This is a genomic window from Pseudomonas cimarronensis, from assembly GCF_049331905.1.
Classification (GTDB): Bacteria; Pseudomonadota; Gammaproteobacteria; order Pseudomonadales; family Pseudomonadaceae; genus Aquipseudomonas.
In genome coordinates this window covers 3,261,900-3,275,189 of the sequence record NZ_CP186283.1, presented here as the reverse complement: position 1 = coordinate 3,275,189, position 13,290 = coordinate 3,261,900, and the positions used below count along the sequence as shown (strand labels likewise).

Annotated in this window: 11 protein-coding genes; 4 read left to right on the top strand and 7 right to left on the bottom strand. The window is 60.9% G+C overall.

The features are described 5' to 3' along the window. Nucleotides 1–145: 145 nt before the first annotated feature. Nucleotides 146–4,987 (top strand): NAD-glutamate dehydrogenase, encoded by a 4,842-nt coding sequence (locus ACOCLD_RS15250; protein ID WP_422909768.1) that lies wholly within the window; start codon nt 146–148, stop codon nt 4,985–4,987. A 241-nt stretch (nt 4,988–5,228) separates the two neighbouring features. Here the strand turns inward: ACOCLD_RS15250 and rnt are convergent, their stop codons facing one another. After that, complete coding sequence (gene rnt / locus ACOCLD_RS15245; RefSeq protein WP_257779653.1) at nt 5,229–5,903, bottom strand: ribonuclease T; 675 nt, start codon at nt 5,901–5,903, stop codon at nt 5,229–5,231. Further along, nucleotides 5,900–6,946: a dihydroorotase gene (gene pyrC / locus ACOCLD_RS15240; RefSeq protein WP_422909767.1), complete on the bottom strand. Its 1,047-nt coding sequence runs from the start codon at nt 6,944–6,946 to the stop codon at nt 5,900–5,902. The genes rnt and pyrC overlap by 4 nt, the downstream gene beginning before the upstream one ends. Before the next feature lie 216 nt (nt 6,947–7,162). On the opposite strand from pyrC, the gene ACOCLD_RS15235 reads away from it, so the two are divergent. From ACOCLD_RS15235 to gloA, 3 genes are all read left to right on the top strand, one after another. Then, a complete protein-coding gene (locus ACOCLD_RS15235; protein WP_422909766.1) occupies nt 7,163–8,062 on the top strand; it encodes a flagellar protein MotY in 900 nt (299 codons plus the stop codon). Nucleotides 8,063–8,193: 131 nt separating this feature from the next. Beyond that, nucleotides 8,194–9,411 carry an argininosuccinate synthase gene (locus ACOCLD_RS15230; protein WP_257779656.1) on the top strand — a complete coding sequence of 406 codons (1,218 nt, stop codon included), beginning with the start codon at nt 8,194–8,196 and terminating at the stop codon, nt 9,409–9,411. Between the two features lie 94 nt (nt 9,412–9,505). Continuing rightward, the gene (gene gloA, locus ACOCLD_RS15225; protein ID WP_422909765.1) at nt 9,506–9,898 is read left to right on the top strand and encodes a lactoylglutathione lyase; all 393 of its coding nucleotides are present in this window, start codon (nt 9,506–9,508) and stop codon (nt 9,896–9,898) included. Nucleotides 9,899–9,980: 82 nt separating this feature from the next. On the opposite strand, the gene ACOCLD_RS15220 is transcribed toward gloA, so the two are convergent. From ACOCLD_RS15220 to ACOCLD_RS15200, 5 genes are all read right to left on the bottom strand, one after another. Continuing rightward, nucleotides 9,981–10,160 (bottom strand): PA3496 family putative envelope integrity protein, encoded by a 180-nt coding sequence (locus ACOCLD_RS15220; RefSeq protein WP_257779658.1) that lies wholly within the window; start codon nt 10,158–10,160, stop codon nt 9,981–9,983. 107 nt (nt 10,161–10,267) lie between these two features. Then, nucleotides 10,268–10,906, bottom strand: a complete 639-nt coding sequence (nth, locus tag ACOCLD_RS15215) for an endonuclease III (protein WP_422909764.1) — start codon at nt 10,904–10,906, stop codon at nt 10,268–10,270. After that, on the bottom strand, nt 10,903–11,616 hold the full coding sequence (locus ACOCLD_RS15210; RefSeq protein ID WP_422909763.1) for an electron transport complex subunit E: 714 nt from the start codon (nt 11,614–11,616) through the stop codon (nt 10,903–10,905). The genes nth and ACOCLD_RS15210 overlap by 4 nt, the downstream gene beginning before the upstream one ends. Further along, nucleotides 11,609–12,223, bottom strand: coding sequence for an electron transport complex subunit RsxG (gene rsxG, locus ACOCLD_RS15205; RefSeq protein ID WP_422911825.1), 615 nt, complete (start codon nt 12,221–12,223; stop codon nt 11,609–11,611). Before rsxG ends, ACOCLD_RS15210 begins: the two co-directional genes overlap by 8 nt. Before the next feature lie 29 nt (nt 12,224–12,252). Further along, a complete protein-coding gene (locus tag ACOCLD_RS15200) occupies nt 12,253–13,284 on the bottom strand; it encodes an RnfABCDGE type electron transport complex subunit D (RefSeq protein ID WP_422909762.1) in 1,032 nt (343 codons plus the stop codon). Nucleotides 13,285–13,290: the final 6 nt, after the last annotated feature.

Genomic DNA, 13,290 nt, shown 5'->3' with positions numbered 1-13,290 from the left:
ACCTCGCCAGAGTTAAGTGGCAGCCACTTTAATGCAATCGCTGCCTCCTAGACTAACGTTGAACAACAAGGTTGTGGCGAAGGTCCTTTCTCGCGACGGCCCCGATCAAGTCACCAGTCGAACAACAAGCCAAATGGAGCACACCATGGCGTTCTTTACGGCGGCCAGCAAAGCCGATTTTCAGCATCAACTGCAAACGGCCCTGGCGCAGCACGTCAGCGATCAGGTTCTGCCACAAGTAGCCCTTTTCGCCGAACAATTCTTCGGCATCATCGCTCTCGAAGAGCTGACCCAGCGGCGCCTTTCCGATCTGGTTGGCTGCACCTTGTCGTCCTGGCGAGTGCTGGAGCGTTTTGTCCCGGCCAAGCCAGAAGTGCGGGTGTTCAACCCCGATTACGAAAAACACGGCTGGCAGTCCACCCACACGGCCGTGGAAATTCTGCACAGCGACATTCCATTTCTGGTCGACTCGGTGCGCATGGAACTGAACCGTCGCGGTTACAGCATTCACACCTTGCAGAACAGCGTGTTCAGCGTGCGCCGCAACAAGGCTGGTGAGCTGCTGGAGATTCTGCCCAAGGGCGCGCAAGGCAAGGATGTGCAGCAGGAGGCCCTGATGTTTCTGGAGATCGACCGCTGCGCCAATGCGGGCGAGCTGAAGACCCTGGAAAAGGCCCTGCAAGATGTATTCAGCGATGTACGCCTGAGCGTGGCGGACTTCCAGCCGATGAAAGCCAAGGCCAAGGAACTGCTGGCCTGGCTGGACAAGGCCAAGCTCAAGGTCGAAGGCGCCGAGCTGGAAGAGATCAAGGTATTCATGAACTGGTTGCTTGACGACCACTTCACCTTCCTCGGTTACGAAGAATTCACTGTTGCCGACAGCGCTGGCGGCGGCAGCATGGTTTACGACGAGAAGTCCCTGCTGGGCATGTCCAAGCGCCTGCGTACGGGTCTCAAGGCTGATGAGCTGCATATCGAACCTGAAGCCGTGGCCTACCTGCGCGAACCGCAGCTGCTGTCCTTCGCCAAGGCCGCAGTACCGAGCCGCGTGCACCGTCCGGCGTATCCGGATCTGGTGTCGATCCGCGAGTTGGATGCCAAGGGCAAGGTCGTCAAGGAATGCCGCTTTATGGGCTTGTACACCTCGGCGGTGTATGCCGAGAGCGTATGGAACATTCCGTATATCCGCCGCAAAGTGGCAGTGATCAAGCAGCGCTCCGGTTTTGACAGCAGTGCGCACCTGGGCAAAGAGCTGGCTCAGGTATTGGAAGTGCTGCCGCGTGACGACCTGTTCCAGACGCCGGTGGATGAGCTGTTCAACACCACCATGGCGATTGTGCAGATTCAGGAACGCAACAAGATTCGCGTATTCCTGCGCCGCGATCCGTACGGCCGTTTCTGCTACTGCCTGGCCTATGTGCCGCGCGATGTGTATTCCACTGAAACCCGTATGAAGATCCAGCAGGTGCTGATGGAGCGTCTGCAGGCTACCGATTGCGAGTTCTGGACCTTCTTCTCCGAGTCGGTGCTGGCGCGGGTGCAGTTCATCCTCAAGGTTGATCCGGCCAAGCGGGCACAGATCGACCCGCTGCGCCTGGAAAAAGAAGTCATCCAGGCCTGCCGTTCGTGGAAGGATGATTACACCAGCCTGATCGTCGAAAGCCTCGGCGAAGCTCAGGGCACCGAGGTGCTCAGCGAATTCCCCGGCGGCTTCCCGGCCGGCTACCGCGAGCGTTTCGCCCCGCATTCGGCGGTGGTCGACATGCAGCATCTGCTCAGCCTGAACAATCAGCGTCAGCTGGTGATGAGCTTCTATCAGCCGCTGACCCAGGGCGAGCAACAGCTGCATTGCAAGCTGTACCACGCCGGTACGCCGTTGCCGCTGTCGGATGTGCTGCCGATTCTGGAAAACCTCGGCCTGCGTGTGCTGGGTGAATTCCCATACAAACTGCGCCGCGCCGATGGCAGCGAGTTCTGGATTCACGACTTCGCCTTTACCTACGCTGAAGGTCTGGATGTCGACATCCAGCAGCTCAACGACACGCTGCAGGATGCCTTCGTCAATATCGTTGGCGGCGCAGCGGAGAACGACGGCTTCAACCGTCTGGTGCTGATGGCCGCCATGCCGTGGCGTGATGTGGCACTGCTGCGTGCCTACGCCCGTTATCTCAAGCAGATTCGCCTGGGCTTCGACCTCAGCTATATCGCCAGCACCCTGGTCAACCACGCCGATATCGCCAAGGAGCTGGTGCGTCTGTTCAAGACGCGCTTCTACCTGGCGCGCAAGCTGACTGTTGATGACCTGGACGACAAGCAGCAGAAGCTCGAGCAGGCGATTCTCGCTGCGCTGGACAACGTTGCGGTGCTCAACGAAGACCGCATTCTGCGTCGCTACCTGGACCTGATCAAAGCCACCCTGCGCACCAACTTCTACCAGACCGATGCGGCCGGGCAGAACAAGGCCTACTTCAGCTTCAAACTCAGCCCGCGGCTGATTCCGGAAATTCCGCGGCCGACGCCGAAGTTCGAAATCTTTGTCTACTCGCCACGTGTCGAAGGCGTACACCTGCGCTTCGGCGACGTCGCTCGCGGCGGTCTGCGCTGGTCGGACCGCGAGGAAGATTTCCGCACCGAGGTGCTGGGCCTGGTCAAGGCGCAGCAGGTGAAGAACGCAGTCATCGTGCCGATGGGCGCCAAGGGCGGCTTTATCCCACGGCGCCTGCCGGTCGGCGGCAGCCGTGATGATGTGCTGGCCGAGGGTATTGCCTGCTACCGCATCTTTATCAGCGGCCTGCTGGATATCACCGACAACCTGAAAGATGGCGCCGTGGTGCCGCCTGCCAACGTGGTGCGTCACGATGGTGATGATCCTTATCTGGTGGTGGCGGCCGACAAGGGCACCGCGACCTTCTCTGACATCGCCAACGGCATTGCCCAGGACTATGGCTTCTGGCTGGACGATGCGTTCGCCTCGGGCGGCTCCGCCGGCTACGACCACAAGGGCATGGGCATCACCGCCAAGGGCGGCTGGGTTTCGGTGCAGCGCCACTTCCGCGAGCGCGGCATCGACGTGCAGAAGGACAATGTCACCGTGATCGGTATCGGCGACATGGCCGGCGACGTATTCGGCAACGGCCTGCTGCTGTCGCAAAGTCTGCAGCTGGTCGCCGCCTTCAACCATATGCACATCTTTATCGACCCGAACCCGGATGCGGCGAAGAGCTTTGTCGAGCGTCAACGCCTGTTCGACTTGCCACGCTCCAGCTGGGCCGATTATGACGCCAAACTGATTTCCGCCGGTGGCGGGATCTTCCTGCGCAGCGCCAAGAGCATCGCCATCAGCCCGCAGATGAAGGAGCGTTTCGATATCAGCGCTGACAAGCTGGCGCCGACCGAGTTGCTCAATGCGCTGCTCAAGGCACCGGTGGATCTGCTGTGGAACGGTGGTATCGGTACCTACGTCAAATCCAGCAAGGAAAGCCACGCCGATGTCGGCGACAAGGCAAACGACCTGCTGCGTGTGGATGGCCGCGAGCTGCGCGCCAAGGTAGTGGGCGAGGGCGGTAACCTCGGCATGACCCAACTGGGTCGCGTCGAATACGGCCTCAATGGCGGTAAGAGCAACACCGACTTTATCGACAACGCCGGTGGTGTGGATTGCTCCGACCATGAGGTGAACATCAAGATCCTGCTCGGTGAAATCGTCGGCGCGGGCGACATGACCGGTAAACAGCGCAACAAGCTGCTGGTGGAAATGACCGATGCAGTGGGCGGCCTGGTGTTGGGCAACAACTACAAGCAGACCCAGGCGTTGTCGCTGGCTGAACGCCGTGCCCGTGAGCGGGTCGGTGAGTACAAGCGCCTGATGAGTGCCCTGGAAGCGGCCGGCAAACTGGACCGCGCGCTGGAGTTCCTGCCCACCGACGACGAGCTTAATGAGCGCGCCGCCAATGGCTTGGGCCTGACCCGGCCGGAGCTGTCGGTGCTGATTTCCTACAGCAAGATCGACCTCAAGGAGTCGCTGCTCAAATCCCTGGTGCCGGACGACGAGTACCTGGCGCGCGAGATGGAAACCGCCTTCCCGCCGCTGCTGGCGAAGAAGTTCGGTGAGCCGATGCGCCGTCATCGCCTCAAGCGCGAAATCGTCAGCACGCAGATCGCCAACGATCTGGTCAACCACATGGGCATCACCTTCGTGCAGCGCCTGAAGGAGTCCACCGGCATGAGTGCGGCGAATGTCGCTGGCGCCTATGTGATCGTGCGTGATTTGTTCCGCCTGCCGCACTGGTGGCAGCAGATTGAGGCGTTGGACTACAAGGTACCGGCCGAGCTGCAACTGCAGTTGATGGACGAGCTGATGCGTCTGGGCCGCCGCGCGACTCGCTGGTTCCTGCGCAGCCGCCGCAACGAACTGGATGCGGCCCGCGATGTGGCGCATTTCGCGCCGCGCATCGAAGCACTGGTTGGTCGACTGGATGAGCTGCTTGAAGGTCCGGCCCGTGAACAATGGCTGGCGCGCTTCCAGGGCTATGTCGAAGCCGGTGTGCCGGAAGAACTGGCGCGTGTGGTGGCCGGCACCAGTCACCTGTACACCCTGCTGCCGATCATCGAAGCTGCGGATGTCACCGGCAAGGACGCCGGCGAGGTGGCCACCGCCTACTTTGCCACTGGTGGGGCGCTGGAGCTGTCCTGGTACCTGCAGCAGATCACCAGCCTGCCGGTGGAAAACAACTGGCAAGCGCTGGCCCGTGAAGCCTTCCGTGATGACCTGGACTGGCAGCAACGCGCCATTACCGTCTCCGTACTGCAAATGGCCGAAGGCCCGGCAGATATCGAAGAACGGGTCGGCGTATGGCTGGATCAGCACCGCCGCCTGGTGGACCGCTGGAAAGTCATGCTCGGTGAGCTACGCGCGGCCACCAACACCGATTACGCCATGTACGCTGTGGCGAATCGCGAGTTGATGGACCTGGCGCAAAGCGCCTGATAAAGGCAGCGCAGGCTTGGCCTGCGCTGTTCCTGACCCAATAAAAAGCCCCCTAGTGCGGGGCTTTTTATTGGGTTAGGTCTGGTGTTGACGAAATTACGATTGCTCTAGATCTCGCGAGCTAGAGTCCTGCAAGGCAAAAACAGGCGAGGAAGCGGAGTGTACTTTTGTACATGAGCATTCCGAGTCTGTTTTTAACGCAGCAGGGCCGACGCGCAGCAGATCGTAGTCTTGCACGTACTCAGTCGTCGAAATCCATCCAGCCGCCCATCTCTTTCCACCGGTTGACGATGCCGCAGAACAGTTCGGCAGTTTTCTCGGTGTCGTAACGGGCCGAATGTGCTTCCTTGCCGTCGAAGTCGATGCCAGCGGCCTGGCAGGCCTTGGCCAGTACGGTCTGGCCATAGGCGAGGCCGGCGAGAGTGGCGGTGTCGAAGCTGGAGAAGGGGTGGAACGGGTTGCGTTTGATACCGCAGCGCGCCACGGCCGCATTGAGGAAACCCAGGTCGAAGCTGCTGTTGTGCCCGACCAGAATTGCCCGTTTGCAGCTGTTGGCTTTCAGCGACTTGCGCAGGCCTTTGAATATCTCGCCGAGGGCGTGCTCTTCGCTGACGGCCATGCGCAGCGGGTGATCGAGCTTGATGCCGGTGAAGTCCAGCGCTGCCTGCTCGATATTCGCGCCTTCAAACGGCTCGATGCGGAAGAAGTGGGTGTGCTCCGGATAGAGAAAACCGCCTTCATCCATGCCGATGGTGGTGGCGGCAATTTCCAGTAGGGCGTCGGTGGCGCAGTTGAAACCGCCGGTTTCCACGTCCACGACTACCGGCAGATAGCCACGAAAGCGCGCCGCCATCGGGTGGCGCGGGCCAGAGTGGCTGCTGCTTTCGAGTTCGTCGTCGTACAGGTCTTCGCTCACGCGTGGTTCTCCAGCAGACGCCAGCGCAGGGTTTCACCGGCGCGCAGGGGGATAACGGTTTGCTCGCCGAGCGGCAGGCTGGCCGGTGCGGTCCAGTCTTCACGTACCAGGGTGATGCGGTCGGTGTTGCGCGGCAGGCCGTAAAAATCCGGGCCATTCAGGCTGGCGAAGGCTTCCAGTTTGTCCAGCGCATTGCGCTGCTCGAAGGCTTCGGCATACAGCTCGATGGCCGCATAGGCGGTGTAGCACCCGGCGCAGCCGCAGGCTGCTTCCTTGGCGTGCTTGGCGTGCGGCGCCGAGTCGGTGCCGAGGAAGAATTTGGCGTTGCCGCTGGTGGCCGCATCCAGCAGGGCGTCCTGGTGGGTGTTGCGCTTGAGGATCGGCAGGCAATAGAAGTGCGGGCGAATACCGCCGACCAGCATGTGGTTGCGGTTGTACAGCAGGTGGTGCGCGGTGATGGTGGCGCCGACGTTGGCCGAAGCGCCTTGCACGAACTCCACCGCATCGCGGGTGGTGATGTGCTCGAATACCACCTTCAGCGTCGGGAAACGCTCGACCATCCGGCTCAGGTGTTCACCGATGAAAATCTTCTCGCGGTCGAAGACATCGATCTCGCTGCGTGTCACTTCGCCGTGCACCAGCAGCGGCAGGCCGACTTCGGCCATGGTTTCGAGCACCGGGAAAATCTTGTCGATGCTGGTTACGCCGGAGTCGGAGTTGGTGGTCGCGCCAGCTGGGTAGAGCTTGGCGGCATGTACAAAGCCCGAGGCCTTGGCGGTGCGCACATCGTCAGGCTGAGTCAGGTCAGTGAGGTACAGCACCATCAACGGCTCGAAGTGGCTGCCGGCAGGGCGGGCGTTGAGAATGCGCTGGCGATAGGCATCGGCTTCGCTGGCGTTGCGCACTGGCGGTACCAGGTTGGGCATGATGATGGCGCGGCCGAAGGTGCGCGCTACATCGGCAACGGTATGCGGCAGCACGCCACCGTCACGCAGGTGGATGTGCCAGTCGTCGGGACGCAGCAGGGTAAGGCGGTCAGTCATGGAAGCTTCCAGGCGGGCAAAACGTGGCGGGAATGCTACCGGAAAAGGCCTTTGGCAGCACGCTGAAAGCAGGTGTGTCGGACAAACGCGGACGGATGCCCGCAGTCATCGCCTGACGGGTTATCGGGATGGCAGCATCAGGGTGATACGGCGTGCTCAAGTTTTCCGTTGCGGCACCGATAGACAGAAGGTAAGCCGTATTCCCTGGAGTCTGTCGTGCGACCCTATCCACTCGCGGTGCTTTGCCTGCTGGCAAGCCAGTCGGTCCTTGCCATCAGTTTCCAGACCCGTCTGGAGAAGATCGAATGGAAGGTCGAGGGTGATCAGTTCGAGTGTCGTTTGTCACAGCCCATTACTGACTTCGGTTCCGGGGTGTTCGTACGACGCGCAGGGGAGCAGGTGACGTTCAGCCTCAAGGCCCGCGAGCGCTGGCTGGGGGCGGGTAATGCAACCTTGCTGGCTGCCGCAGCGCCTTGGCAGCCAGGACGCGGTGATATCAACCTGGGCTCGGTCAGCGTGGAGCCTGCCGAGGTGCTGTTCAACAGCTCCCAGGAGCAAGGCACGCGCTTGCTGACCGGCCTGCTAGAGGGGCGTAGCCCCGTGGTGCGACACCGTACGGCGATGGGCAGCGAGCATATCGAGGTGCGACTGCTGCCGGTCAAGTTCAACAAGGCTTATCACGATTACCTGGATTGCACCGCCAAGCTGCTACCGGTGAACTTTGATCAGGTGCGCAAGAGCCAGGTCGGCTTTCCTGGCGGTGGGGTGGCATTGGAGCCGCTGGCTCAGGCCAAGCTGGACATCATCCTGAGCTTTCTCAAGGCAGACCCCAGCGTCAATCGCATTCAGCTCGATGGCCATGCCGACAATGGTGGCAATCGCCTGACCAATCGTGACCTGTCGCGTCGTCGCGCGCTGGCGGTGATGGAGTACCTCAAGGCCAATGGCATTCCGGCCGAGCAGATCACTATGCGGTTCCACGGCGAGCGTTATCCGTTGCTACCCAATACCAGTGAGGCCAACCGAGCGAAGAACCGCCGGGTGACTATCCTGCTTGACCGTGTGCCCGAGGCGGCGCCTGCACCCGCCGCTGCGGAGCCAGCGGCCACCTCCTGAGGCCTGCTGTTCGTCCGTTGTCCAACAATTAACCGTCGCTTGGTCGTCACAAGCTGTCGCGCCTCTGTAAATCGAGCGGCGTGGGCAGTAGAATCGTCGGTTTTCCCGCACAACCCCGTGGAGTTGATGGCATGGCCGACGTAAACAAGGTAGTCCTGGCATATTCCGGTGGCCTGGACACTTCGGTGATTCTCAAGTGGCTGCAAGATACCTATAACTGCGAAGTGGTGACCTTCACCGCTGACCTCGGCCAGGGTGAGGAAGTCGAGCCGGCCCGCGCCAAGGCCCAGGCCATGGGCGTCAAGGAAATCTATATCGACGACCTGCGCGAAGAATTCGTGCGTGATTTCGTCTACCCGATGTTCCGCGCCAACACCGTCTACGAAGGCGAGTACCTGCTGGGCACCTCCATTGCCCGTCCGCTGATCGCCAAGCGCCTGATCGAAATCGCCAACGAGACTGGTGCTGACGCCATCTCCCACGGTGCTACCGGCAAGGGCAACGATCAGGTGCGTTTCGAACTGGGCGCCTACGCGCTCAAGCCCGGCGTGAAAGTGATTGCCCCATGGCGTGAGTGGGACCTGCTGTCGCGCGAGAAGCTGATGGACTACGCCGAGAAGCACGCCATCCCGATCGAGCGTCACGGCAAGAAGAAGTCGCCGTACTCCATGGACGCCAACCTGCTGCACATCTCCTATGAAGGTGGCGTGCTGGAAGACACCTGGACCGAGCACGAAGAAGACATGTGGCGCTGGACCAAGTCGCCAGAAGCTGCGCCGGACACCCCGACCTATATCGAGCTGACCTACCGCAAGGGCGATATCGTTGCCATCGACGGCAAGGAAATGAGCCCAGCCACCGTGCTGGCTGAGCTGAATCGTATCGGCGGCGAGAATGGTATCGGCCGTCTGGATATCGTCGAAAACCGCTTTGTCGGCATGAAGTCCCGTGGTTGCTACGAGACGCCTGGCGGCACCATCATGCTCAAGGGCCACCGTGCCATCGAGTCGATCACCCTGGACCGCGAAGTCGCTCACCTGAAAGACGAGCTGATGCCGAAATACGCCAGCCTGATCTACAACGGTTTCTGGTGGAGCCCTGAGCGCCTGATGCTGCAGCAGATGATCGACGCTTCGCAGGTCAACGTGAACGGCGTGGTACGCATGAAACTGTACAAAGGCAACGTGATCATCACCGGTCGCAAGTCTGATGACTCGCTGTTCGACGCCAATATCGCCACCTTCGAAGAAGATGGCGGCGCCTACAACCAGGCTGACGCCGGTGGCTTTATCAAGCTCAATGCCTTGCGCATGCGCATCGCCGCGGGCAAAGGGCGCAAGATGCTCTGATAGACTTGAGTGTCTGAGCCACATCAAACCCCGGCCATAAGCCGGGGTTTGTATTTATAAGCCCGCAAGATGGGCAATGATGAGGAGACACCTGATGAGACTGCTGCACACCATGCTGCGCGTCGGCGATCTGGATAAATCCATCGCGTTCTACACCGAAGTGCTGGGCATGACCCTGCTGCGTCGCAAAGACTACCCGGAAGGGCAGTTCACCCTGGCTTTCGTTGGCTACGGTGACGAGGCGCATAACAGCGTGATCGAACTGACCCACAACTGGGGTGTGGAAAGCTACGAATTGGGCACCGGCTATGGCCATATCGCTCTGGAAGTGGCTGATGTGTACAAGGCCTGCGAAGACATCCGTACTCGCGGCGGCAAGATCACCCGCGAACCGGGTCCGATGAAACACGGCACCAGCATTCTGGCGTTTGTTGAAGACCCGGACGGTTACAAGATCGAGTTGCTGTCGCCGTCGCGAGCCGACTGATGGGCGCTGCTGGACGCGAATCAGCCCAGCGTTGCGCCATAAAAAAGCCCCGCAGAAGCGGGGCTTTTTGTTGCTGGCGGTCTTAGAGGTCGAAGTCGTATTCGGCCAACTGCTTGTGCAAGCGTCGCTCTTCGAGGAAGTTGTCGATGATGCGGCGCTTGGTCAGATTGGTTTTGGCCACTTCGACCGGTGCGTCAGCTTCATCAGCGTCTTCGGCAACAAAATCTTCGTCGAGCTCAAGATCTTCTTTATCAGTGCTCATCTGTCTCACTCCAGGCTACAAGGGCCATTTGCGCACCTTATAACGGCAAAACCTGGGCGGGTAAAAAAGATTTTTTCAATCAGCTTATTGAGCAGATGAATAGCGGCTCAATCGTCGGAGGTTTTCTGTTTGTATTCGCACAGATCTTCGATGCGGCAGCTGCCGCAGCGCGGCTTGCGCGCCTGACACACATAGCGGCCATGCAGGATCAGCCAGTGGTGTGAGTCGAGGAGAAATTCCTTGGGCACAAATTTCATCAGCTTGTTTTCCACCTCCAGCACGTTCTTGCCAGGGGCGATGCCGGTGCGGTTGCTGACGCGGAAGATGTGCGTGTCCACCGCCATGGCTAGCTGGCGGAACGCGGTGTTGAGCACCACATTGGCAGTCTTGCGCCCAACCCCTGGTAAAGCCTCGAGGTCTTCACGGTTATCCGGCACCTGACTGCCATGTTTCTCGATCAGGATGCGGCAGGCCTCGATGACGTTCTTGGCCTTGCTGTTGTACAGGCCGATGGTCTTGATGTATTCGCTCAGTCCCTCAACGCCGAGTGCATAGATTGCCTCGGGGGTATTGGCCACCGGGAACAGCTTGGCTGTGGCCTTGTTGACGCTGACGTCGGTGGCCTGGGCGGACAGGGTGACCGCCACCAGCAGCTCGAAGGGCGTGCTGTAGGCCAGTTCGGTCTTCGGCTTGGGGTTGTCTTCATGCAGGCGGCGGAAGATTTCGTAGCGTTTGGCGGCGTTCACTCGATCACTCCGGTCACCCGCACACGGCGGCTTTGTACCGGGGTATCAACCTGCTGCGCCTTGGCTCGCTCGGCCAGCACTTCGTCCACACGGTTTTTGCAGGCGATCAGCAAACCCAGCACGATAAAGGCACCCGGCGGCAGGATGGCCAGCAGGAAGCCCTTGTACTCGGGGATCAGCGTCAGCTGCCAGTCGGTGGCGATAGGCCCGAACAGCAAATGCATATTGGCAAACACTGAGCCGGTGCCGAACAACTCGCGCAGCGCGCCGATCATTACCAGTACCACGCCAAAGCCCACGCCCATCATCAAACCGTCATAGGCAGCGCGGGCCGGGTCGTGCTTCGCGGCGAAACCATCGGCGCGGCCGAGGATCACGCAATTGGTGGTGATCAGCGGGATAAAGATGCCGAGAATCTGGTACAGCTCGTAGGTGAAAGCCTGCATCAGCAGTTCGATGCAGGTGGTCAGGGCAGCAATGATCATCACAAAGGCCGGCAGCCGCACAGCGGTGTTGACCACCCCGCGCACCAGCGACACCGCTGTACCGGAGCAGATCAGCACCACAGCGCTGGCCAGTGCCAGACCGAGGGCGTTGACCGCCGAGTTGCTTACTCCGAGCAGTGGGCATAGGCCGAGCAGTTGCACCAGCGCCGGGTTGTTCTTCCACAGGCCGTTAAGGGTGATTTCGCGGTAGCTGGGACTAGCCATTGGACTTCACCTGGGCTGCGAACAGCTGCTCTTGATGGGCATCGAAATACTGCAGCGCCTTGTGCACCGCCTTGACCACCGCGCGCGGGGTGATGGTGGCGCCGGCAAACTGGTCGAACTCGCCGCGATCTTTCTTCACCGCCCAGCCATCCTCGCCGGGATTGCTCAGTGACTTACCGTCGAAGCTGCGAATCCAGGCGCTCTTGGCCAGCTCGATCTTGTCACCCAGGCCTGGGGTTTCTCGGTGGCCGAGGACGCGCACGCCGGCCAGGCGGCCATCTGCGTGGATGCCTATCAGTAAATGAATCGCGCCGCTGTAACCGTCTGGCGCGGTGGCACGCAGGATCACCGCGCTGGGTTGGCCATCTTTCAGGGCGATATAGGCAGTCTGTGGCGATTTGCTGCCAAGCAGCGGGTCGTGCAGCTGCATGCTGTTATCCAGCAAGTGGTTGTCGTAGCTGCCTTGCGGCAGGATCTCGCTCAGAGCGCGCACCTGGGCTTCGCGCTCAGCGTTGGCAATGCGTCCGGCCGTGGCTTGCTGCAGCACGGCGACCAGGCCCACGGTGACAATGGCGAACAACCCAAGCACCAGGCTGTTTTTCAGCATCGAGCGGCTAATTTCAGGCAGGGCCACAGTTACTCTCCCAACTTGAAGCCGCGAGTCGGCTTGCGATGGCCGTAGGTGCGTGGCCGCGTGTAGTAGTCGATGGTCGGGGCGGCCAGGTTCATCAGCAGCACGGCGAACGCCACACCATCTGGGTAGCCGCCCCAGGCGCGGATTACATAGACCAGCACGCCAACGCCAATACCGAAAATCAGCCGGCCGAGGTTGCTGGTGGCGCCGCTGACCGGGTCGGTGACGATAAAGAAGGCGCCGAGCATGGTCGCGCCAGTCAGTAGATGAAACAGTGGCGAGCCGTTGGAGTCCGAGCCCGAGCCGTTCCAGAACAGCAGACTCATAACGGCCAGTGCAGCGAGCATACCGACCGGTGCGTGCCAGGTGAACAGACGCTTGTGCAGCAGGTACAGGCCGCCGGCGAGGAAGGCCAGGTTGACCGCTTCGGTGGCGGCGCCACCGAGATAGCCGAATGCGGGGTTCTGCGCCCACAGCTCGTCGATGGTCAGGCTCTTGTTGACCTTCAGTGCATCCAGCGCAGTGGCTTGGGCCCAGCCGTCGGGCAGGTTGGCAATACCGAGAATCTGTTGCAGCCCCTCGAGCAGGCCGACCGTATGCGGCGCTGGCCAGCTGGTCATCTCTACGGGGAAGGAAATCAGCACCACTACATAGCCGAGCATGGCCGGGTTGAACGGGTTTTGTCCGAGGCCGCCATACAGCTGCTTGCCGAACACCACGGCAAAGCCGGTGGCCACCAGGGTCAGCCACCAAGGCGAATAGGGCGGCAGCGCCAGGGCCAGCAGCACGGCGGTGACCAGTACGCTGTAGTCCTTGAGGAAGAACAGCACCGGGCGCTTGCGCAGCGCCAGAATAGCCGCTTCAAAACCCAGTGCGCAGGCGCTGGCCCACAGCAGGTTGATCAGGGTGCCGGGGCCGAACAGCCAGGTCAGGGCGAGAATGCCCGGCACCGTAGCCAGCAGCACCTGCAGCATCACTTGCTGGGTGCGGTTGCTGCCCTTGGCGTGGGGCGATGTGATACGGGGCAGGGCCATTGGCGC

Excerpts from the sequence above, each read along its gene's own strand:
- ACOCLD_RS15250 (WP_422909768.1), top strand. The coding sequence starts at position 146 with ATGGCGTTCTTTACGGCGGCCAGCAAAGCCGATTTTCAGCATCAACTG.
- pyrC (WP_422909767.1), bottom strand. The coding sequence starts at position 6,946 with ATGACTGACCGCCTTACCCTGCTGCGTCCCGACGACTGGCACATCCAC.
- ACOCLD_RS15230 (WP_257779656.1), top strand. The coding sequence starts at position 8,194 with ATGGCCGACGTAAACAAGGTAGTCCTGGCATATTCCGGTGGCCTGGAC.
- gloA (WP_422909765.1), top strand. The coding sequence starts at position 9,506 with ATGAGACTGCTGCACACCATGCTGCGCGTCGGCGATCTGGATAAATCC.
- ACOCLD_RS15220 (WP_257779658.1), bottom strand. The coding sequence starts at position 10,160 with ATGAGCACTGATAAAGAAGATCTTGAGCTCGACGAAGATTTTGTTGCC.
- ACOCLD_RS15210 (WP_422909763.1), bottom strand. The coding sequence starts at position 11,616 with ATGGCTAGTCCCAGCTACCGCGAAATCACCCTTAACGGCCTGTGGAAG.
- rsxG (WP_422911825.1), bottom strand. The coding sequence starts at position 12,223 with ATGCTGAAAAACAGCCTGGTGCTTGGGTTGTTCGCCATTGTCACCGTG.
- ACOCLD_RS15200 (WP_422909762.1), bottom strand. The coding sequence starts at position 13,284 with ATGGCCCTGCCCCGTATCACATCGCCCCACGCCAAGGGCAGCAACCGC.